Annotated in this window: 19 protein-coding genes and 1 pseudogene; 11 read left to right on the forward strand and 9 right to left on the reverse strand. The window is 61.6% G+C overall.

Going from position 1 to position 21274, the window contains the following annotated elements; genetic code table 11:
- Positions 1-205: 205 nt before the first annotated feature.
- Positions 206-493 carry a hypothetical protein gene (locus NKH93_RS20790; RefSeq protein ID WP_023679221.1) on the reverse strand — a complete coding sequence of 96 codons (288 nt, stop codon included), beginning with the start codon at positions 491-493 and terminating at the stop codon, positions 206-208.
- Positions 494-1324: 831 nt separating this feature from the next.
- Here NKH93_RS20790 and NKH93_RS20795 point away from each other — a divergent pair.
- The 3 genes from NKH93_RS20795 to NKH93_RS20805 all read left to right on the forward strand — a co-directional run bounded on the left by NKH93_RS20795 (position 1325) and on the right by NKH93_RS20805 (position 4431).
- Positions 1325-2464 carry an FIST N-terminal domain-containing protein gene (locus tag NKH93_RS20795; RefSeq protein ID WP_352971731.1) on the forward strand — a complete coding sequence of 380 codons (1140 nt, stop codon included), beginning with the start codon at positions 1325-1327 and terminating at the stop codon, positions 2462-2464.
- Positions 2465-2474: 10 nt separating this feature from the next.
- On the forward strand, positions 2475-3815 hold the full coding sequence (locus tag NKH93_RS20800) for an ATP-binding response regulator (RefSeq protein WP_352971734.1): 1341 nt from the start codon (positions 2475-2477) through the stop codon (positions 3813-3815).
- Positions 3816-3885: 70 nt separating this feature from the next.
- The gene (locus NKH93_RS20805; protein ID WP_352971737.1) at positions 3886-4431 is read left to right on the forward strand and encodes a hypothetical protein; all 546 of its coding nucleotides are present in this window, start codon (positions 3886-3888) and stop codon (positions 4429-4431) included.
- 94 nt (positions 4432-4525) lie between these two features.
- Here NKH93_RS20805 and NKH93_RS20810 read toward each other — a convergent pair whose 3' ends face one another.
- The 3 genes from NKH93_RS20810 to NKH93_RS20820 form a co-directional block, all read right to left on the reverse strand.
- Complete coding sequence (locus tag NKH93_RS20810; RefSeq protein ID WP_352541896.1) at positions 4526-5209, reverse strand: response regulator; 684 nt, start codon at positions 5207-5209, stop codon at positions 4526-4528.
- Positions 5210-5944: 735 nt separating this feature from the next.
- Entirely contained in the window at positions 5945-6514 is a 570-nt protein-coding gene (gfa, locus tag NKH93_RS20815) for an S-(hydroxymethyl)glutathione synthase (RefSeq protein ID WP_352697755.1), read from the reverse strand.
- A gap of 71 nt (positions 6515-6585) precedes the next feature.
- A complete protein-coding gene (locus NKH93_RS20820; RefSeq protein ID WP_352971740.1) occupies positions 6586-7713 on the reverse strand; it encodes an S-(hydroxymethyl)glutathione dehydrogenase/class III alcohol dehydrogenase in 1128 nt (375 codons plus the stop codon).
- A gap of 242 nt (positions 7714-7955) precedes the next feature.
- Here NKH93_RS20820 and NKH93_RS20825 point away from each other — a divergent pair, with 242 nt between their 5' ends.
- The 5 genes from NKH93_RS20825 to NKH93_RS20845 all read left to right on the forward strand — a co-directional run bounded on the left by NKH93_RS20825 (position 7956) and on the right by NKH93_RS20845 (position 12581).
- The gene (locus NKH93_RS20825) at positions 7956-9206 is read left to right on the forward strand and encodes a lanthanide ABC transporter ABC transporter substrate-binding protein PedA1 (RefSeq protein WP_352971743.1); all 1251 of its coding nucleotides are present in this window, start codon (positions 7956-7958) and stop codon (positions 9204-9206) included.
- A gap of 21 nt (positions 9207-9227) precedes the next feature.
- Positions 9228-10193, forward strand: a complete 966-nt coding sequence (locus tag NKH93_RS20830; protein WP_352971746.1) for a YVTN family beta-propeller repeat protein — start codon at positions 9228-9230, stop codon at positions 10191-10193.
- A 98-nt stretch (positions 10194-10291) separates the two neighbouring features.
- Positions 10292-11080, forward strand: coding sequence for a lanthanide ABC transporter ATP-binding protein PedB/LutE (locus tag NKH93_RS20835; protein WP_352934624.1), 789 nt, complete (start codon positions 10292-10294; stop codon positions 11078-11080).
- Between the two features lie 11 nt (positions 11081-11091).
- Positions 11092-11952: a lanthanide ABC transporter permease protein PedC gene (locus NKH93_RS20840; protein WP_352503305.1), complete on the forward strand. Its 861-nt coding sequence runs from the start codon at positions 11092-11094 to the stop codon at positions 11950-11952.
- Positions 11952-12581 carry a hypothetical protein gene (locus tag NKH93_RS20845; protein ID WP_352874824.1) on the forward strand — a complete coding sequence of 210 codons (630 nt, stop codon included), beginning with the start codon at positions 11952-11954 and terminating at the stop codon, positions 12579-12581. Before NKH93_RS20840 ends, NKH93_RS20845 begins: the two co-directional genes overlap by 1 nt.
- 27 nt (positions 12582-12608) lie before the next feature.
- Here NKH93_RS20845 and NKH93_RS20850 read toward each other — a convergent pair whose 3' ends face one another.
- The 5 genes and pseudogenes from NKH93_RS20850 to NKH93_RS20870 form a co-directional block, all read right to left on the reverse strand.
- Positions 12609-12809 (reverse strand): hypothetical protein, encoded by a 201-nt coding sequence (locus tag NKH93_RS20850; RefSeq protein WP_352779701.1) that lies wholly within the window; start codon positions 12807-12809, stop codon positions 12609-12611.
- Between the two features lie 269 nt (positions 12810-13078).
- Entirely contained in the window at positions 13079-13894 is an 816-nt protein-coding gene (locus tag NKH93_RS20855; RefSeq protein ID WP_352971750.1) for an oxidoreductase, read from the reverse strand.
- Between the two features lie 66 nt (positions 13895-13960).
- On the reverse strand, positions 13961-15265 hold the full coding sequence (gene fabF, locus NKH93_RS20860) for a beta-ketoacyl-ACP synthase II (RefSeq protein ID WP_352771197.1): 1305 nt from the start codon (positions 15263-15265) through the stop codon (positions 13961-13963).
- Positions 15266-15312: 47 nt separating this feature from the next.
- Positions 15313-15891 carry a TetR/AcrR family transcriptional regulator gene (locus tag NKH93_RS20865; RefSeq protein WP_352541912.1) on the reverse strand — a complete coding sequence of 193 codons (579 nt, stop codon included), beginning with the start codon at positions 15889-15891 and terminating at the stop codon, positions 15313-15315.
- 259 nt (positions 15892-16150) lie between these two features.
- Positions 16151-16423, reverse strand: a pseudogene (locus tag NKH93_RS20870) (TetR/AcrR family transcriptional regulator); the annotation flags it as partial.
- A gap of 81 nt (positions 16424-16504) precedes the next feature.
- Here NKH93_RS20870 and NKH93_RS20875 point away from each other — a divergent pair.
- The 3 genes from NKH93_RS20875 (at position 16505) to NKH93_RS20885 (ending at position 21179) form a co-directional block, all read left to right on the forward strand.
- Positions 16505-16867 (forward strand): hypothetical protein, encoded by a 363-nt coding sequence (locus NKH93_RS20875; RefSeq protein WP_352503292.1) that lies wholly within the window; start codon positions 16505-16507, stop codon positions 16865-16867.
- A 92-nt stretch (positions 16868-16959) separates the two neighbouring features.
- The gene (locus tag NKH93_RS20880) at positions 16960-18066 is read left to right on the forward strand and encodes an efflux RND transporter periplasmic adaptor subunit (protein ID WP_352779693.1); all 1107 of its coding nucleotides are present in this window, start codon (positions 16960-16962) and stop codon (positions 18064-18066) included.
- Positions 18067-18068: 2 nt separating this feature from the next.
- On the forward strand, positions 18069-21179 hold the full coding sequence (locus tag NKH93_RS20885; protein ID WP_352971754.1) for an efflux RND transporter permease subunit: 3111 nt from the start codon (positions 18069-18071) through the stop codon (positions 21177-21179).
- The last annotated feature ends 95 nt before the right edge of the window (positions 21180-21274 follow it).

The raw sequence follows: 21274 nt of genomic DNA on the forward strand, positions 1-21274 counted from the left end.
CGACACCAGCCGCAAATCGAAATCCCCATAGCCATCGACTGTGGCCCGCGGGTTCCTTCCTCGGGGACTTTCGTACGCCTGCCGGCGCCCGAAACTCTTCACGAAAGCGAAACGTCCGCTTTTAGGCGCTGCACCACGGCGGCGACGAGCCCGACACTGTACCGAAGGCGATCGACGCGACGGGCGCCAAGGGCCTTACCGGACTCTATGTTCCCTTCACGATTCTCGGTTTAGTCGGTCGGCGGGATTGAGCCGCGCTCTCGAGGGCCAGGGCCAACCGCTTCTCGTCTTCGATGGCGCGATCGACTGCCTCAATTTCCTCTTGGAGCACCTTCAGCTCGGCTCCGTAGCTGGATCCGTCGCTGTCCCCGATCTGAAAGCCACTTGCCCGCATTGCGTCGCGAGTATGGTGCACGTTACGGACTCCTTCGCGCCGCGTCGCGACCAAGATTTCCCTAAACTCTCCAAGACGTTCAACGTGATTGCGAGCCATTGCGTTCTCCTATTTCGTCGTCATCATCGCCGACGGCGATTCAGAACGGCTAAAACTTACGGAGATACTCTCGACAAAGCATGAGTGCGGAAGCTCAAATTTGAATGTCTTGCAATAGCGTGAAGCGCAGCAGGCAGAAATTGGCTTCGACCCGATCGATCTCAGACCAAATGCCAGACACCTTCGGCCGAGCGCGTCTGCGGCTCCCCCAACGGGGCCATCCGCTCATGTAATCAGTAAAAAGTCGAGTGCGAGAATGACCCGGGCCATGGACGTCCCGCCATTCCTGGTCGAGTTTGACCTGCGGCGGAGGCAAGGCAGGCTTCGGCGCGTTGGTTGTGTAAAGCATCTCAAGCAACTGCTCTCCGTCGGTCAGCTCCAGGTGCAGCTTTGACTTCGTCTCTCGGGCCTTCCTCGGTAGCGCTCGCGCTACTTTCGAGAACGAGAGGCGGTGGTGACAAATATCCCCTGCTCGGCACTCGCGAAGACCTTGCTCCTACGAAGTTTCGCACCGCTTTGGCGGATTTCGCATCGGTCGTGATGTTGCACTGCCCGCTGGATGACGCAGTTGTCACGCAGAGGCAGGAAACGGCGCAACGAAGCGAACGCGATGGCGGTGCGATGCGGCCTTTCGTCTGTGAGTGGCTGCGCGGACGCCGTCAAATGGCAGAAACTTCAAATCCATCATGTTGGCTCATTGCCAAAGCGCCGCTTCAAGACAACAATGACCTCGACGCCGGCGCGCCAGACGCGCACAAAAAAGAGCGTTGGAGGAAATGGAGGAGGAAGCCGCTGGCCAAGTCACGGACGCGCTATGCATGCGGCGTTTCGGTGCTCACGACCGACGAATCTGACGCGGATGCGTTCGCCCGGGCGGTGGCAGCGGAAGCAGCGGCCATTGACGCCGGGTTTGCCCTCCTGTTTTTCTCGCAGAGCCTCATAGAGGCCGTCGCCCTGTCGGAAGCGCTGAAGACCCACGCGCCGGCGCTCCACTATGCCGGCTGCTCGACAGCCGGTGAGATAACGCCCAAGGGGCTGGAGGAAGGCCAGATCCTGGCTATGCTGCTTCCCTCCGTATCGTTTTCGGCAGCCAGCACCATGGTCGAAAATCTGTCCTCATCGGGCATGGACGGGATTACCGGCGAAGTCGAGGCGCTGAGGCGTTCGTTACACGAGCGCCTCGGGCACGAGCGAGCCGACACCACTTTCGCGCTCTGCTTGATCGACGGCCTGTCTTATGCCGAAGAAGCGGTGACCTCCGCCATCCATTGGGGGCTCGACGACATCCCACTGATCGGTGGGTCGGCTGGCGATGATTTGAAATTCGAGACAACACGGCTGATCTCGAACGGCAAAGTGACTTCCGACAGCGCCATCATCGTGCTGGTCACCACGGAAATTCCTTTCCACGTGTTCAAGACCGACAATTTCGTTCCCACCGACGAGAAGCTGGTGGTGACGGCATCCGATCCCGACCATCGCATCGTGCGCGAATTCAACGCCACCATTGCCGCCGAGGAATATGCCGCCTCGGTCGGCGTTGTGGCGCAGATGCTGACGCCACTGAGTTTTGCCTCGCACCCGGTGGTGGTGAAAGTCGGCGGCGAATTTTACTGCCGTTCAATCCAGAAGATGCACGCGGACGGCTCGCTGTCGTTCTTCTGCGCCATCGACGATGGTGTCGTGCTTGCCGTCGCCCAGCCTAAGGACATGGTCGAGGCGACCCGCGCCGCGCTCAGCGACGTCAGCGAAAGGCTTGGCGGCATTGACCTGATCCTCGGTTTCGACTGCGTGCTGCGCCGGCTCGACGCGCGCAATCGGCAGGTCTATCGCGAGATTTCGGAACTCTACAGGGTCAACAACGTCCTCGGCTTCGGCACCTATGGCGAACAGTACCGTTCGATGCATCTGAACCAGACCTTCACCGGCATCGCCTTCGGTGAACGCAATCCGGCCGAAGCGGCGGAGTAGGAAATCCGGGATGCCGCTCAGGAACATCGACGACCTGGAAAGGCTGAAGAAGATCAACGCCGCGCTGATCAGCCGCGTCGAGCGTTCCATGGACCAGCAAGGCAATGCCTTTTCGCTGTTCCAGACCGCCATTTCGCTTGAGAGCCGGGTGCGCAGCCGCACCGAAGAGCTGCATTCGACCTTGCGCCGGCTGGAGCAGTCGAACATCGACTTGAACGCAGCCAAGGAAAACGCCGAGCTGGCGAACCTGTCCAAGACCAGGTTCCTGGCGGCCGCCAGCCATGACGTGCTGCAGCCGCTGAACGCCGCGCATCTGTCGGTCTCGGCGCTTGCTGAAGTACAGACCAGCGAGGAAGGCACAAAGCTGGTCCGCCAGGTCGAGCGATCGCTGGAGACGATGGAGGACCTGCTCCGCACCTTGCTCGACATTTCCAAGCTCGATGCCGGCGTCGTGCAGCCCGACATCACCGATGTCAGCCTGGAGACGCTGTTTTCGTCTCTGCGCTCGGATTTTCAGCCGGTCGCGGAGATGAAGGGGCTGACGCTGAAGTTCCGGCCGGTCGATGCGCTCGTTCGTTCGGACCGAACCTTGCTGCGCCGCATCCTGCAGAACATCCTGTCCAATGCACTGCGCTATACCCGCTCGGGCGGCGTGTTGGTCGGCACCAGGCATCGCGGCGACACGATCCGCATCGACGTCGCCGATACCGGCTGCGGCATCCCCGACGACCAGCGCGAGGCGGTATTCGAGGAATTCCATCGCGGCGTGATCCCGACGGATGCCGGGCTTGCCGCCGGCGGGCTGGGGTTGGGGCTGGCCATCGTGCGCCGCATCGCCGCGGCACTCGGCCATCCCGTCACGTTTTCGTCGAAGGTCGGACATGGCACGATTTTCCATATCGACGTTCCGGTCGGGATCGGCGACACGGCCGATCCAATCGCCAGCACCGTCGACATGGAGCGGCCGCGCGGCTACGGTCTGTTCGGCACAAGGGTGCTGCTGGTCGAGAACGACATCGACGTGCTGCAGGCGATGACCTCCCTGCTCGAGCGCTGGCAATGCCTGGTGCGCCCCGCCACCTCGACCGGTGACGCGCTCGACTTGCTTGGCGATACCGACTGGTTGCCAGATATTGTCATAGCCGACCAGCATCTCGACGGCGGCGACCTCGGCACCACCACAATCGCCAAAGTCCGTGATTGTCTCGGCCGCGCGGTGCCGGCGCTGATCGTCACCGCCGACGGCTCGGAAAGTGTCGCCAAGGCCGCCCGCGCCGCCGGCATCGAACTGATGCGCAAACCGTTGAAGCCAGCGCAACTGAGGGCGTTGCTGGCACATCTGCTGGCTTGAACTGGCCGTATCTTCCCAGCACACGGATCAGCGTATTCCAGCCATTACTTGTGCCTAGGCGATAATTCATATGAAGCAGATTCTCTTCTTCGCGCTAAAGGATGATCTTCTTCCCGTATTGGAAGCAGTAGAACTTGAAATTTCGGTAAAATACATCTTCATGGGTCATTTTCCCAAGATGGAATTCGACTCTTTTAGCAATAGAATGCAAATTCCAACTCTTGGGCAATCAACCACAGGATCGGCTTCCAGCGGTCGATCATTTCTTGTCACCGGCCACGCTGTGCCCATTGAGGTGAGGCCGATAAAAACACCTTTCGGCATCCGGTATTCGTTAGATCAGCTTGGCAATCCGGACACAGTAACTTTTTCGCCTGGTGGGCGATTGGCTGAAGATGTTGTGATAAATGGCCGCGTGGCTACGGTCTCCGACACGCCGCTCGCTCAGGAGCTAATGAAGACTTTTAATAGAGCATTCAAAAAGCAATTTAGTAAAATTAAAGCATTTCACGTTGGACCCGGGGCCGCCATTTTACTGGACGAGGGAAAGCGGCTAACTGCTGCAGAGCAATCGCCGCGTGAATTTGATCTGACTAGGGAGGCGCGGGTTGCTTAGCTGGTGTCAGGAACGTGAGAGCCGTCGCTTAGTCCGATTGCGGTGACACGAGTGCTGTCGACTAGGGTGACAGTGCGCTTTTTAGCGAGCCCTCTCAAAACCCCGCCCGATCGCGAAACAGCTCGGCATTGTCGAGCTTTGAGACCTCGATCACCGCCTGTGTGCGGCTGTAGACGTTGAGCTTGCGCAGGATTTCCGAGACATGCGCCTTGACGGTGGTCTCGCCGACCTGCAGCTCGTAGGCGATCTGCTTGTTGAGCAGGCCCTGGCGCAGCATCTGCAGCACCTTGAGCTGCTGCGGCGTCAGCGTGGCCAGGCGCTGCACCATCTCGGCGCGGTCGGTGCTGTCGGCGTCGCGCGGCCGGCCTTCATAAGTCTCGGGAACATAGATCGCGCCTTCCATCACCGAGCGGATGGCGGCGGCAAGGTCGCTCTTGCGCGCCGATTTCGGGATGAAGCCGGCCGCACCGTAGGACAGCGCCTCGGAAATGATCTTCGGTTCCTCATAGCCGGAGACGATGACGACCGGCAGGCGCGGATAACGCGTCCTGAGCTGCAGCAGCCCGTCAAACCCATGCACGTCGGGCATGCTGAGATCGAGCAGCGCCAGGTCGAACGGCTTGGCATCCGTCAGAAGCTCGAGCGCCTCGGCAATCGAGCGCGCCTCCACCGTGTCGACTTCCGGATAGGCCATCTGCACGGCACTATGCAGCGCCTCGCGAAACAGCGGATGGTCGTCAATGATCAGGAACCTGGCGCGATCGGTCATCAGCTTCATTTCGGTTTGGTCTGGCCTAGAATAGTCCTGCAACCATGGCCAGCTTATTGGCAAATAGTACATTGCCATCTTGGCCGGCTAAAGCAGAATGTGGCCATGATTTCCGCGGCGCCACGCGGCAGATGTGGCCGTTCTGAAATGCATTGCCTTGCCCGGTGGCCCAAATCGGCCGAATGTGCCGGCGACGGATCCATTGAAACAGAGACAGGTCGTGACCGACTTCCGGCTTCGCGTGACAGCCAGTGACCGCTGGCTTTCGCACTGTTGCCGGCCGCCACACGACGCTTCCCCGACGCCCGCCTTGTTCGCCGTCGCACGGATGGTATCGGCTGGTCTGGCGTCGCGCTGGTATACGGGCCGGTTTCCTGTACAAAACGCAGCAAGCTGATGGTGCTGCCGTTCAAGCCCCGCTAGGCGCTCGATATCGTACTGGTAAGGAGCACCACCTTGCCGCCATCGCGCTTTGGGCGCGACTTTGCCCGCGATATCCAAGCTAGTCCACGATCTGGGCCGCGCCAAGCCAGAACCAACTGATCGCAGTCGCTGATCTTGAAGCTGTACGATCCGGTTGAACCAATTTCAGCGTATTCCCGTTGAGCCCAGCGCCCCCCGAGGCTGACAGCACGTCGGCAATGACTTACGGAGCGTGTCCGTCTACGCGCTCGCCTGCGTTCGTTCCAACGCCTGGGACCGGGCGATTTCGTCCGGCCCCCAAAGATAGTGTCTGATCACTCGTTAGGCCGGCAACGCGCCGGACCGCTTGGCCGTCCAGGTGGCGATATAGTCCATCAGTCCTGGATTGAGGCAATCATAAGGTTCGAGCCCGATCGACTTCAGCTGTGACCTTATGCCGTCCATGCGGCTCGGATCGACACCGGACTCGATGATCGAAGAGACAAAGGCGGTGAAGCCCGGCGGCGCCCAGCCGTCTTCCTGGAAGCGTTCGGGATGGATGAACGACAGCCCCTTAAACGCGTGGTCGCGCTCGACCGGGCCGTGCATGTGGACGCCGCAGCCGGTGCAGGCATGGCGCAGGATCAGCGCGCCCGGATCGACGATCTTCAGCTTGTCGCCGTTTTCGGTCACCGTCACGTCGTTTGTACCGGCAACCGCCACGACCGAGAACAGCGCGCCTTCCGGCTTCCAGCATTTGGTGCAGCCGCAGGCATGGTTGTGGGCGATCTGGCCCTTGACCTTGACCTTGACCGGGTTGCTGGTGCAGGCGCAGACCAGCGTGCCGCCGGCAAAGTCGGCCTTTTCCCGTGGCAGTCCATTGTCGATTTTAGGATGCAGTTTTTCCGGCATTTTTGTCTCCTCCCTTGTTGAACATCTGCATTTTTCGGCCGTTGGCTGGTTAGCCGGCGGCTTTCTCCTCGTCAGTAAACCACCACGCTCCTGATCGACTTGCCTTCATGCATCAGGTCAAAGCCCTTGTTGATGTCCTCGAGCTTCAGCGTGTGGGTGATCATCGGATCGATCTCGATCTTGCCGGCCATGTACCAGTCGACGATCTTCGGCACGTCGGTGCGGCCGCGCGCGCCGCCGAAGGCGGTGCCCATCCAGGTGCGGCCGGTGACCAGCTGGAACGGCCGCGTCGAGATCTCCTGGCCGGCGCCGGCAACGCCGATGATGACCGACTTGCCCCAGCCGCGATGCGACGCTTCCAGCGCCTGCCGCATGACTTTGGTGTTGCCGGTGCAGTCGAACGTGTAGTCGGCGCCGCCGATCTGGTCGGCGCCGCGCTTGGTCATGTTGACGAGATGGGCCACGACATCGCCGTCGATCTCCTTCGGATTGACGAAATGCGTCATGCCGAATTTCTCGCCCCATTCCTTCTTGTCGTTGTTCAGGTCGACGCCGATGATCATGTCGGCGCCGGCAAGGCGCAATCCCTGGATGACGTTGAGGCCGATGCCGCCGAGGCCGAACACGACCGCCGTCGCGCCTTGCTCGACCTTGGCCGTGTTGATGACAGCGCCGATGCCGGTGGTGACGCCGCAGCCGATGTAGCAGACCTTGTCGAACGGGGCGTCGGCATTGACCTTGGCCACCGCGATCTCGGGCAGCACGGTGAAATTGGAGAAGGTCGAGCAGCCCATGTAGTGGAACAGCCTGTCCTTGCCGATCGAGAAGCGCGAGGTGCCGTCCGGCATCAAGCCCTGTCCCTGGGTGGCGCGGATGGCGGTGCACAGATTGGTCTTGCGCGACAGGCAGGACGGGCACTGCCGGCATTCCGGCGTGTAGAGCGGGATGACATGGTCGCCCTTCCTGACCGAGGAGACGCCCTTGCCGACGTCGACGACGATGCCGGCGCCCTCATGGCCGAGGATCGCCGGAAACAGGCCTTCCGGGTCGGCGCCCGACAGCGTGAACTCGTCAGTGTGGCAGATGCCGGTTGCCTTGATCTCGACCAGCACCTCGCCATCGCGGGGACCTTCGAGGTCGACCTCCATGATCTGCAGCGGCTTTCCGGCGGCAACGGCGACAGCGGCGCGCGTTTTCATCAGGCAATCCTCCCATGACGACCCATAGAGTTTCTCATTCCGCCATTGCTGCGGATGAGACCGCAATACGCTCATTCATCGCCGTATCCCCGCGAAAAGGAATAGGACTAAAGCAGACACGTAAGTCCACTTGCGGGGCTTTGATAAATCTTGTGGCGTCCGCTAAGCTCATTGTGGGCACCTTGAATTCGCGCTGGTCCGGGAACAATCGGACTTTAGTGCAAGAATGGGCAGTTTTATCGATGACGAGCGCGGTGCCAGGCACTCTCGCGGCCTTTTTGTGCTTTTTTTTCCAGACCGCCAACGTTACAGGCGTGATGGCCCAGGAAGTGACGGGCAAGCAACCGGTCGCAGCCGACAGGCCGGAAAGAAAGATAACCGAAATCAGAATAGGTTATTTGCGGGCCTACGCGCCGCAACTGGCGCTTTCCCTGCTGGACCTGCCGCCACGCGACGAAGGTGTCGCCGGCGCCAATGTGGCGATCGGCGACAACAACACGACAGGAAAGTTCCTCAGCCAGAAATTCAGCCTCGACATAGCCGAGGTCAAGCCGGACGCCGACGCGGTTCAGGCGTTCAACGATCTGATTGCCAAAGGTGACCGCTATGTTGTCGCTGACCTCTCGGCCAGGCAATTGCTGTCGATCGCCGACATCGCCCGCGACAAGGGCGTTCTGGTCTTCAATGTCGGTGCCACAGACGACAGCCTGCGCGAGGAAGACTGCCGCATAAACATTTTCCATGTCGCGCCGACGCGAAGCATGCTGGCCGACGCGCTGGCGCAGTATCTCGTGGTAAAGAAATGGCCGAATTGGGTGCTGCTCTATGGTTCGCACGAGCGGGATCATCTCTATGCGGCCGCGTTGCGCCGCGCGGCGGCTCGCTTCGGCGGTCAGATCGTCGCCGAGAAGGAGTTCAAAGACACTGGCACGGCGCGCCGCACCGACACCGGCGCCACGCAGATACAGCAGCAGATCTCCGTGTTCACGCAGGATCTGCCGGAGCATGACGTGGTGCTTGTCGCCGATGAGAGCGAGGTGTTCGGAACATATGTGCCCTACCGCACCTGGACACCGCGGCTGGTCGCTGGCACGGCCGGTCTTGTCGCATCGTCCTGGCATCCCGCGAGCGAGCAATGGGGTGGCATTCAAATGCAAAGCCGTTTCCTGAGGACGACCGGCCGGCGAATGCTGTCCAAGGATATGTCGGCCTGGACGGCGGTGCGGGCGGTGGGCGAAGCCAGCACACGGACCAATGGCGACGATCCGAAGAAGATCAGCGACTACATCCGCTCGGACGATTTCTCGGTCGCCGCCTTCAAGGGACAGAAGCTGACCTTCCGCAAGTGGAACCATCAGCTTCGCCAGCCAATCCTGCTCGGCGACACCAAATCCGTGGTCTCGACATCGCCACAGGAGGGTTATCTCCACCAGATCTCCGAGCTCGATACGCTCGGCGTCGATCAGCCGGAAACGAAATGCGTCCTTAAGTAGAACCAATCGGGAGGAATTTTCGTGCAGAGACGAGCTTGCGCACTGGCCATTCTCGGCTTCATGGCCAATCCGGCGTGGGCTTACACCGTGTATGTCTCCAACGAGAAAGACAATACGATAACGGTCGTCGACACGGCGACCATGCAAGTGGTGAAGACCGTCGAAGTCGGCCAGAGGCCGCGCGGTATCACCATCTCGCATGACGGCAAGTTCATCTATTTGTGCGCCAGCGATGACGATACGATCGAAATCATCGATACCGCGACGCTGCAGATCGTTGGCACGCTGCCATCAGGCCCCGATCCCGAACTGTTCGTGCTTTCGCCCGACGGCAAGACGCTCTACGTCGCCAACGAGGACGACAATCTCGTCACCGCGATCAACGTGGAGAGCAAGCAGGTCATGACCGAGATTCCCGTCGGGGTGGAGCCTGAAGGCATGGCCGTCAGTCCCGATGGCAAAACCATGGTCAACACCTCCGAAACCACCAGCATGGCGCATTTCATCGACACCGGCAGCCATGAGGTGACCGACAACGTCCTGGTCGACACGCGTCCGCGCTTTGCGCAATTCAAGCCCGACGGATCCCAGATCTGGGTCAGTGCCGAAATCGGCGGCACCGTCAGCGTCATCGACAGTCTCAAACGCGAGGTGGTGAAGAAGATCCAGTTCGCGATTGCGGGACTGCGGCCCGAAACCATCCAGCCGGTCGGCATCGCAATCAGCGTGGACGGCAAGAAAGCCTATGTCGCGCTCGGCCCAGCGAACCACGTCGCCGTCATCAACACCGAAACCTACGAGGTGGAAAAATACATCCTGGTCGGCCAGCGCGTCTGGCATCTCGACTTCACCCCCGATCAGAAGACGCTGATCACCACCAACGGCAATTCCAACGACATCACCTTCATCGACACGGCGACGGACGAGCCGGTTCAATCGGTTACGGTGGGCCAGCAGCCTTGGGGCGTGGCCATATCGCCCCACTAGACCGCAGCAATGATCAGGGAGACCGACGTGATGAATATTTGCCGCGGGGATGTTGCAAGTGCACTAGATGACCAGCGCGCCTCGAAGGAGCCAGCGGCATGCAGCATGTGAGGACAAGCGGAGCTGGAGAGGAGGTGGCAGCGCTCGATGTTGCCGGCGTCAGCCATTCCTATGGTCCGAAGCGAGCGCTCCAGGACGTCTCATTCTCGATCGCGCCGGGAACTTTCACCGTTCTGCTCGGCCTCAATGGGGCCGGCAAGACAACTTTGTTCTCACTGATCAGCCATCTTTACGGCACCCGCCGCGGATCGATTCGCATCTTCGGCTATGATGTCAGCCGCGCTTCGGGCGAAGCGCTCAGGCGTGTCGGCATCGTATTCCAGGCACGCACGCTCGACCTCGACCTCAGCGTCCACCAGAACCTCTCCTACCACGCCTCGCTGCATGGCATTGGCGGCCACCAAGCCCGGCAGCGCATTGCCGCGCTGCTCGAGACAGTCAACATGCAGGGCCGTCAGCATGACAAGGCACGCAGTCTTTCCGGCGGCCAAATGCGGCGCATCGAGATCGCGCGGGCGCTGCTCCACCGCCCTTCCCTGCTGCTGCTCGACGAGGCGACGGTCGGTCTCGACATCCAGTCGCGTGCGGGCATTCTGGCCACCATCCGCAAACTCGTCGAAACCGAGGGCATCGGTGTGCTGTGGGCGACGCATCTGATCGATGAGGTCGAAGACGGCGACCATGTCGTCGTGCTGCGGCAGGGCGACCTGGTTGCCAAGGGTAAGGTGGCCGATGTCGTTGCGACGAGCGGTGCCAGTTCGATCCGCGACGCCTTTTCCAGGCTCAACCGCATCGAGACAAGCGGCATCGCGGAGATGTCGCCATGAGCGCTCCCGCAATGCCCGCAAAAGTCGCCGCCCTCACGCCGGTGAAGTTCGAACAGTTTGGGCTCCGCCACTACCTCGTTTGCCTCAAAGGGATCGTCGTGCGGGAGTGCCTGCGCTTCCTGCATCAGCGCGAGCGCTTTATATCCTCGCTGGTTCGGCCGCTCGTCTGGCTGTTCATTTTTGCCGCCGGATTCCGGCAGGTGCTCGGCGTATCGATCATCCCGCCCTACAAGACCTACGTGCTCTACGAGGTCTACATCACGCCCGGCCTGTGCGGCATGATTCTGCTGTTTTCGGGCATGCAGTCTTCGCTGTCGATGGTCTATGATCGCGAAATGGGCAACATGCGCACCCTGCTGGTCAGCCCCTTCCCGCGATGGTTTTTACTGATCTCGAAGATGCTCGCCGGTGTCGCCGTGTCGATCGCGCAGGTTTACGCGTTCCTGATCGTTGCCTGGTTCTGGGGCGTCAAGGCGCCGCCGCTTGGCTATCTCACCGTGCTGCCGGCGCTGTTCCTGTCAGGCATGATGCTGTGCGCGCTCGGCATGCTTCTGTCCTCAATGATCAAGCAGCTCGAAAACTTCGCTGGCATCATGAACTTCGTCATCTTTCCCGGCTATTTCGCTTCTCCGGCACTCTATCCCTTGTGGCGTATCCAGGAGGCTAGCCCCCTGCTCTACAAAATCTGCCTCGCCAATCCATTTACTTACGCCGTCGAACTGATCCGCTTCGCCTTCTACGGCCAGGTTGACTGGCTGTCGCTGGGCGTCGTTGCCGGCTGCACGCTGCTGTTCCTTGCCGCCGCCATCATCGCCTACGACCCTTCGCGCGGCCTGATGACCCGCAAACAGGACACGGGAGGAAATGCCTGATGGCGCGAATGATCCATGTTCGCAGTCTGGCTCTGGTCGCCATGCTCGCGCCAGGCGTCAACGCCATGGCAGCCAACCCCGATCCGGACTGGCCCTGCATGCAGCGCAAGGTGCCGCAGCTCTCGCTCGGCCAGATCTGGAGCGGACCGGATCTTCCTTCAGCCGCGAAGGACTGGTCGAAGGACCCCACCATCTCCGCCCTGATCGAGGAAGTGTCGGCTCGCCGGATGCCGATTGCGGAAGCTCAAAAGAAGATCAGGGATTTCGCGGCCTCCTTGCCGGCCGAGCAACGTGCACCCAAAATGGCGATGATGGTGCAAGGCATGTTCGACCACCTGGACGCCGAGCGTTCGCAGGTGATCTCCGGTATTTCCCGCTACGCCCACAAGCAGCTCGAAATGGCCGCCGCGTTGCGCAAGGAAGCGTCCGAGGTCGATGCATTGCGGGCAAAGCCGGATGCAGATCCCGAAGAGATCGATCGGCGAACCGAACAGCTGACATTCGCAACGCGAATTTTCAATGAACGCGTCCAATCACTGACCTACGTCTGTGAAGTGCCGACGATAATCGAGCAGCGGCTTTATCAATTGTCCAAGGCCGTCTCGGAAACGCTCGCCGCGAAGAAATAGAACCTCATTCGATCTTCGCGGCGGATATCACGATCCACGGCCGGGTAGCACGCGCCAGCGCTGAACGAAATAACCGGGATGCGTCTCGATCCACTGGGCTACCAGCGGTTGCGCCTGCATGAAGGCGGTCCCGGGATTCATCGCCAGGCCGTCCACCATCTGTTCGCGTTGTTCACAGGTCTGCGGCACATCCGTCAGGCAGACCATCATAATGAGCGTGTAAAGCATTACCCCTTGTCCCCATCGATCCCGAACCCCATGCCCGGGAGGTTTCCGTGATTCCGACCAGACTGCAGGGGTCGCACATACAGATCGCTTACGGGTGTGAAAGGACGTGGCCCCCGCTCTTTCGCGCCGCAACATAACATGGCGCTAATCTAACGCCAACGACCGCAGGGCGTTCTCCAGAGCAATCGCGTCAGGTTGCGCCGCGCCAATGTGGTGCCGACGTTTCCAGCGTCGATGATTCCGATCTTCACGGGTGTTCGTCGATGTCATCAAACCGAGAGCCCGAGTTGCTTTCGCAGGCTTTTGTCGAATGCGGATGCGGGGACGAAACGGCGCAGGAAACTGACCTGGCGCGCCATTTTTCCAGCCGCATAGCGCCCCTTCGGAGCGGGATCGGTCGCAGCCGCCAAAACGGTCCTGGCCACCACTTCCGGCGCATCGCCTTTTTCCATCGCTTTCCGCACAGCTGCATTCATGCCGGCGCGCGCAGAGTCATAGATATCGAGCAACTGATCCGGCCTGGCGAGATTTTCTTCAAATGAGGTGCGGGTATAGGCGGGCTCCACCAGCACGACGCGAATTCCGATAGGACGCAGTTCGTGGTCGAGCGATTCGGAGTAGCCCTCAACGGCATGCTTGGTCGACGAATAAAGCGCGAAATAGGGAGCTGGAATGAACCCCTGCACCGAGCTCAAATTGACGATTCTGCCCTTGCCTTGGCGGCGCATTGTCGGCAACACCGCTTTGGTTACCCGCATAACGCCAAAGACGTTCACGTCAAACAACGACTTGGCCTGGGCCATCGAGGACTCCTCCGCGCCACCAAGCAGGCCAACGCCGGCATTATTGACAAGCAGGTCGATGCGCCCGGTCTCGGCCAGCACGTCCTGGACAAGTTTCGCCACGGACGTGTCATCGGTCACGTCACAGGCCAGCATGGTAACGCCATCGGATCGGTCGACGACCGCGCGACGGCTGGTTCCGAACACGCGAAAGCCCGCGTTCTGCAAGGCTTTGGCCGTTGTGTGCCCGATACCGCTGGATGCCCCGGTCACCAGGGCGACGCCTAGATTGGTCTTGTTCATGGAGGTCACTTTTTTCTTCGTTTTGGATTGGCGTGGGAGAAGCACGACAGGTCGGAGCGAAAGGCGTCAATCATGAGCGCCTCCGGTACTCGCGCCGGCCAGATCATCCGTCCAGCGCCGGAACAGCGCGCTGGCATTAACGCCTCCGAAGCCGAAGCCATTGGCGATTGCATAGCCCATCGCCATCGGCCGGGCCCGGTTTGCGACGAAGTCGATCCCGTCGCCGGCCGGATCGGGAGCGCTCAGATTGAGGGTCGGCGGTGCCATCTGATCCCTGAGCGCCAGGATTGCGAAGATTGCTCCGAGCCCGCCGGCGGCTCCGAGCAGGTGTCCGGTCGCCGATTTCGTTGCACTGACAGCTATCGCGAAATCGCGCCCGAACACGCTCTTGATCGCTTCGATCTCACCCAGGTCGCCCACCGGCGTGGAGGTCGCATGGGCATTGAGATGACGAACCTCGCGGGGCGAAATCCCTGCTTGGGCGATTGCGATCTCCATGGCCCGGCGCGCACCGTCGCCGTCCTCGGGACCGGAGGTGACGTGATGAGCATCCGCCGTCGTGCCGTAGCCGACAAGCTCGGCCAGCGGTCTTGCGCCGCGCGCCAGCGCGTGGCTCAATTCCTCGATGACCAGCATGCCGGCTCCTTCGCCCATGACGAAGCCGTCCCGCGACTTGTCGAACGGTCGGGAGGCCTCATCAGGACGGTGATTAAAGGACGTCGAAAGAGAGCGTGCCGCGGCAAACCCACCGAGGCTGACAAGATTCATGCATGCTTCAGTCCCGCCGCACACGGCAATATCGGCCTCGTCGGCGCGGATCAGGCGAGCCGCATCGCCGATCGCCTGAATGCCGGCCGCGCACGCCGTCACGGGTGCACCGAGCGGACCTTTGAAGCCATAGCGGATCGAGACGTGGCCTGCCGCGAGGTTCACCAGGAAGGACGGCACCGTAAAAGGTGATAGACGGCGGACGCCGCGGCGGTCGACCGTGCGCACCGCCTCGGTTATGGCCGGGAACCCGCCGACGCCCGAGGCGATGATCGTGGCGGTGCGCAAGCGATCCGCTTCCGAGACGGGGGCCCATCTTGCTTGGGCGAGCGCTTCTCGTGCCGCGGCCAGCGCAAAGAGAATGAACCGGTCTACCTTGCGCTGATCCTTCGGCGGAAGGATGGCTTCCGGATCGAAACCAGCGTCCGGATCTTCTTCTGTGGAGGGCACCACCCCGCCGACCTTCGCCGGCAGGTCGCATACCACATCATCCGCAAGCCTGCGGATGCCCGAGCGGCCGGCCAGGAGACGCGACCAGGACGCTTCGACATCGGCAGCAAGGGGCGTGACCGCTCCCATGCCTGTGACAACAATCCGTCGCATCTATTTTCCTATCAATTTGGGTGCGCCGCCAGCGCTGCACACGCCGTTCAAGCGCCGGCTGCTTCGCGAACCTGTTCTGTCGCCGCATCCAGAAATGCCTGCGCGAGGTCGGGGTCGTTGACGACGCGCGAAAGGAGCACCGCACCGACCATTGTCGAGAGAATGGCCATGGCCTTGTCGCCGGGCCGCTCGCCGTCGGCCTCGCCAACCCAACTACCAAACATCTCAAGATATTCCCTGATCCCGGCTTCGAACGACGCTCTCACGTCCACGCCCTGTCTGGCGGCATCCGAACCGAGCGCCACGATCGGGCAGCCGTCCATCCTTTCTTCGCGATGGTCCATGCTGAGGTAGAACGCGATCACCGCGCCAAGCGGATCCTCGGGTTTTGCCGTAGTCGCGGCCGACCATCGGTGGGTGGCGCTCTCCATCGCCCGTTTGGACGCCTGCGCGGCCAGGTCCTCCTTTGACGCGAACTGCTTGTAAAAAGCGCCTTGGGTCAGCCCGGCACCCTTCATCAGATCCTTAAGGCCGATGCCGTCAAAACCGCGCTCCCGAAAAAGGCGGCTTGCCACATTGATAACGGTTTCACGGTTTTCCGCAGCCTGAATGCGACTTACGCGCATCGGTAATCTCCCTTTTAGCGTGTGTTCGTAATCTATATCTTATATAGAGGGCGAACGCAATCTATCAAGAGAAGATGAGAGATGATCCGCAGAAACCCGACCGCTCCGCTCTTGGCCGCACTGAGATGGGCATGAAAACGAGACCCGCGTTGTGCTGGCGGGCGTCCTGCTCGGTGGTCTTCCCGACAGCGCCACGGATCCGACCAGCGGACAGAAAACCACTAAGGTTTCACCGGATCAAGATGTCAGAATCTACCCGGTAGAACGCGATCACCGCGCCAAGCGGATCCTCGGATTTTGCCGCGGTCGCGGCCGACCATCGGTGGTTGGCACTCTCCATCGCCCGCTTGGACGCCTGTGCCACCAAGTCCTCCATTGATGCGATGCTTGTAAAGGCGCCTTGGGTCAGCCCGGCACCCTTCATCAGATCCTTGAGGCCGATGCCGTCAAAGCCACGCTCCCGCAAAAGGCGGCTTGCCACGTTGATTGCGGTTTCGCGGTTTTCCGCGGCCTGTATGCGACTCACACGCATCGTCGATCTCTTTTTTTAGATTGCATTCGTAATCTATCTGCTATATAGATGGCGAATGCAATCTAAAAAAGGAGACACGAAATGATCCGCAAGATCCTGAGCGCTTCGCTCCTGACCGCGCTGTTTCTGGCGACCCCAGCGTTTGCCGAGGAAGCTACCGTCGGACGCCCAATCGAAGCCGGCAGCCTGCACAACGGACGCCTCGACATGGTGGTCTATTACGTCCCAATCGACGGCGACCTCCTGGAGGTCACCGCCACCTTCGCGCCCAAGGGCGGAGGCGATCCGCTGCGCGTCGTCATGGGCCTCGCCGACCGCGACTCCGTTGCCTTCTCCATGCCGGGCTACCGGGGCTCTCTCTACGCGTTCTCGAGGTCCGGCGAGGAGGTGACAGTCGCGACTGGGACCGACAAGCATCCGCGCGCCGACGCGCTACCGGACTGACTCGCCGCGCAGGTCGCAGCCGGCCGCTGCCCGTCGACGCAGGACACAGCATAGACAATGAACGCAATCTATTTCGGCATGAGGCGATGGGCATGAAAAAGCGACTTGTCATTGGGCTGGGCAGCGTCCTGGCCGCGGGGTTAGGGGTGGCCGCATTCGTCACGCTGCCCATTCGCACGCAGGCAACCGCAGTGGCGGATCCGAGGCAGGAAGCGCCGATCGTCAGATTGGTGACGGCGGCGCCAGTGGCTGGATCCGAACGCGGTTTCACGGGCACGATTGCCGCGCGGGTGCAGAGCAATCTTGGTTTTCGCGTACCCGGCAAGATCATCGAGCGCCTGGTGAACGTCGGTGAACGGGTCAAGGCGGGCCAACCGCTTCTGCGGATCGACGACACCGATCTGGCTCTCGCGCTCACCGCCAAGCGCAATGCGGTCGCCGCGGCACGCGCTGTGCTGGTTCAGGCGAGCGCGGACGAAAAGCGCTATGCCGTTCTGGTCAAGAAGGAATTGGCAGCAACTCCGCAGCGCTACGAGCAGGCGAAGGCCGCGTTGGACACCGCGACCGCACAACTCGCCGCCGCCGAAGCGGAAGCGAAAGTCGCGGAAAACGAAGCGGCCTATTCCGTCCTGGTGGCGGACGCGGATGGAACTGTGGTCGAAACCATCGGTGAGCCGGGACAGGTCGTCTCCGCGGGTCAGACAGTGGTTCGGATCGCCCAGGCCGGCCCTCGTGAAGCGGTGGTCGCGCTTCCCGAAACGATCCGGCCGGCGATCGGCTCTGTGGCCGAGGCCGCCGTTTATGCAGCCGATGGGCGCCATACGGCGCATCTGCGGCAGTTGTCGGATGCCGCCGATCCCCAGACCCGTACCTATGAGGCCCGCTATGTGCTCGACGGGGAGGCCGCGGCAGCACCGCTTGGCGCGACCGTGACTATCCGGATCACAAGCCAGGCGAGCCAGCCGGAAGTTCAGGTGCCGCTCGGAGCCGTGCTCGATGATGGCGGCAAAACAGGCGTTTGGGCCCTGGATCGCGCCACCTCGACCGTACACTTCCGACCTGTCGGCCTTGTTCGTGTGACAAGCGAAAGCGCCGTGGTCTCCGGGCTGAACATGGGAGATCCGGTCGTTTCGCTCGGCGCTCATCTTCTGCAGGAGGGCGCTCGCGTCAGGTCTGCTTCCGAAAGCGGGAGCAACTGACGATGAACCTCAATTTTTCAGCGATCGCCGTTCGCGAACGGGCCGTCACCCTGTTCTTCATCCTCCTGCTCGTGGCGGCTGGCGCCTACGCGTTCCTTATGCTCGGGCGGGCGGAGGATCCCAACTTCACCATTAAGACCCTGACGGTCACGACGGCATGGCCGGGCGCGACGGCCCGCGAGATGCAGGACCTTGTCGCCGAGCCGTTGGAGAAGCGGCTTCAGGAGCTCACCTGGTACGATCGGGTCGAGACCACCACGCGGCCGGGCTACGCCTATATGACGGTCACGCTGAAGGACAGCACGCCGCCATCCGTCGTGCAGGAAGAGTTTTACCAGGCCCGCAAGAAGCTGGGGGATGAAGCCCGCAACCTGCCGCCCGGCGTCTACGGCCCCTTCGTCAACGACGAATATTCGGATGTGAGCTTCGCCCTTTATGCGCTGAAGGCCAGAGGCATGCCGATGCGTGAGCTGGCCAGGCAGGCCGAGGCAATTCGACAGGACCTCCTGCACGTGCCCGGCGTCAAGAAGATCAACATCCTCGGTGAGCGCCCCGAACAGATATTCGTCGAGTTCTCCTATGCCAAGCTGGCAACGCTGGGCGTGTCGGCACAGGATATCATCGTCGCATTGCAGCGGCAGAACACCGTCACACCGGCGGGCTCGATCGATACTCAGGGGCCGCAGGTCTTCATCAGGCTCAACGGCGCTTATGACAGTGTCCAGGCTATCGCCGACACGCCGATCGTTGCCGGGGGGCGGACGCTGAAGCTTTCCGACGTTGCCGAGGTCCGCCGCGGCTACGAGGACCCTCCCACCTATCTCATCCGACGCCAGGGCGAGCCCACCATCATGCTCGCGGCCGTTATGCAGGAGGGTTGGGACGGTCGCGCGCTCGGCAAGGCGCTGGAGGATCGGACGGCGGCCATCGCACGAACATTGCCGCTTGGGATAACGCTCGACAAGGTATCCGACCAGGCCGTCAACATCACCTCGGCGGTCGACGAGTTCATGTTGAAGTTCGCGATGGCGCTCGGTGTCGTGCTGCTGATCAGCCTGCTCAGCATGGGCTGGCGCGTCGGCATCGTCGTGGCGGCCGCCGTCCCGCTGACGCTTGCCGCCGTGTTCCTCATCATGCTGGAGACCGGCCGGTTCTTCGATCGCATCACGCTCGGCGCCCTCATCCTGGCGCTCGGTCTTCTCGTGGACGACGCCATCATCGCCATCGAGGTGATGGTGGTGAAGATGGAAGAGGGCATGGATCGCATCAAGGCGGCGGCCTATGCCTGGAGCCATACCGCGGCGCCGATGCTGTCGGGAACGCTCGTGACGATAGCTGGGTTCCTGCCCGTGGGCTTCGCACGCTCGACGGCCGGCGAGTACGCCGGCAATATCTTCTGGGTCGTAGGGTTCGCTCTCATCGTCTCCTGGATCGTCGCCGTGGTTTTCACGCCCTACCTTGGCGTCAAGATGCTGCCCGCGATCAAACCGGTCGAAGGCGGCGTTCACGCCATATACGACACACCGAACTATCGGCGCCTTCGCCGGCTCATCATCTTTGCCGTGCGCCACAAGTTCGTAACCTGCGGTGTCGTCGGCATCGTCTTCGCACTTTCGGTTGTCGGCATGGGCAGCCTGAAACAGCAGTTCTTCCCGACATCCGATCGCCCCGAAGTGCTGGTCGAGGTTCGTCTGCCGGTAGGCACCAGCATCGAGACGACGACCGCCACAGTGGAGAAGCTGGAGCACTGGCTGGACGGCCAGCCCGAAGCCAAGATCGTGACGAGCTACGTCGGTCAGGGCGCTCCGCGCTTCTTCTTCGCGATGGCACCGGAACTGCCTGATGCTGCCTTTGCCAAGATCGTCGTGCTGACACCGGACGCGGAGGCGCGCGAGGCGCTAAAGCACCGGCTCCGGGAGGCGGTATCGCAGGGGCTCGCGCCGGAAGCCGATGTCCGCGTCACGCAGCTTGTGTTCGGACCCTATACGCCGTTCCCTGTCGAGTTCCGGGTCACGGGGCCTGATCCCGCGCAACTCTATAGCATTTCCGAGAAGGCCCTCGACATCATGCGGGGCGTCCCGGACGTGCGGCAGGCCAACCGCGACTGGGGCAACCGCACGCCCGTACTGCGCTTCATCCCTGACCAGGATCGACTGAACCTCATCGGCCTCTCGCCGGCGGAAGTAGGCCAGCAGCTCCAGTTCCTCCTCACCGGCATCCCTGTCACGCAGGTCCGCGAGGACATTCGCAATGTCCCCATCGTGGCGCGCAGCGCTGGGGCTGAGCGGCTGGATCCGGCGCGTCTGGCGGATTTCTCGCTGATGAGCCGGGACGGCCGCCAGATTCCGCTCGACCAGATCGGTCATTCGGAGATCCGTCTTGAAGAGCCGATCCTGAAGCGCCGCGACCGGACGCCCGTCGTCACGATCCGGTCGGATATCAACGAAGCGACTCAGCCTCCGGAGGTCTCAAAGCAGATCATGAAAGCCCTTCAGCCGCTGATCGCGTCCCTTCCGGCCGGCTATAACATTGAAATGGGGGGATCGATCGAGGAGGCTGAGAAGGCCAACACTGCTTTGGGCAAGATCTTCCCGGCCATGATCGCCGCCATGCTGATCGTCATCATGCTGCAGGTACGATCCTTCTCGACGATGGCCATGGTCGTGCTGACCGCACCGCTTGGGCTCGTCGGCGTCGTGCCGATGTTGCTCACCTTCAACCAGCCCTTCGGGTTCAACGCCATTCTGGGCCTGATAGGGCTGGCCGGCATCCTGATGCGCAACACCCTGATCCTGACCGAACAAATCAAGGAGAACCGTGCTGCCGGCCTTGACGACTATCACGCCGTCATTGAGGCCACCGTGCAACGCACGAGGCCGGTGATCCTGACGGCGCTTGCCGCCGTGCTGGCTTTCATCCCCCTTACGCACTCCGTGTTCTGGGGATCGATGGCCTATACGCTGATCGGCGGCACGGCGGCCGGCACGGTGCTGATCCTGCTCTTCCTTCCCGCTCTCTATGCCGCGTGGTTCCGGATCAAGCCGACCGCAGATGTGGCCCATGAGGCTTCGACCGAGGAACCGGAATTGCAAACAGCGATGGCTGCCGAATAGGGCACTGTTGTCGGAAAAGACGGTTCAAGTTCTCGCCCGCCGGTTTTGCCTGAACATATGCAGGGCCAGCCGGACGATCTTGCCGCTTACGAATG

The organism is Mesorhizobium sp. M0954 (genome assembly GCF_040319155.1).
GTDB lineage: Bacteria > Pseudomonadota > Alphaproteobacteria > Rhizobiales > Rhizobiaceae > Mesorhizobium.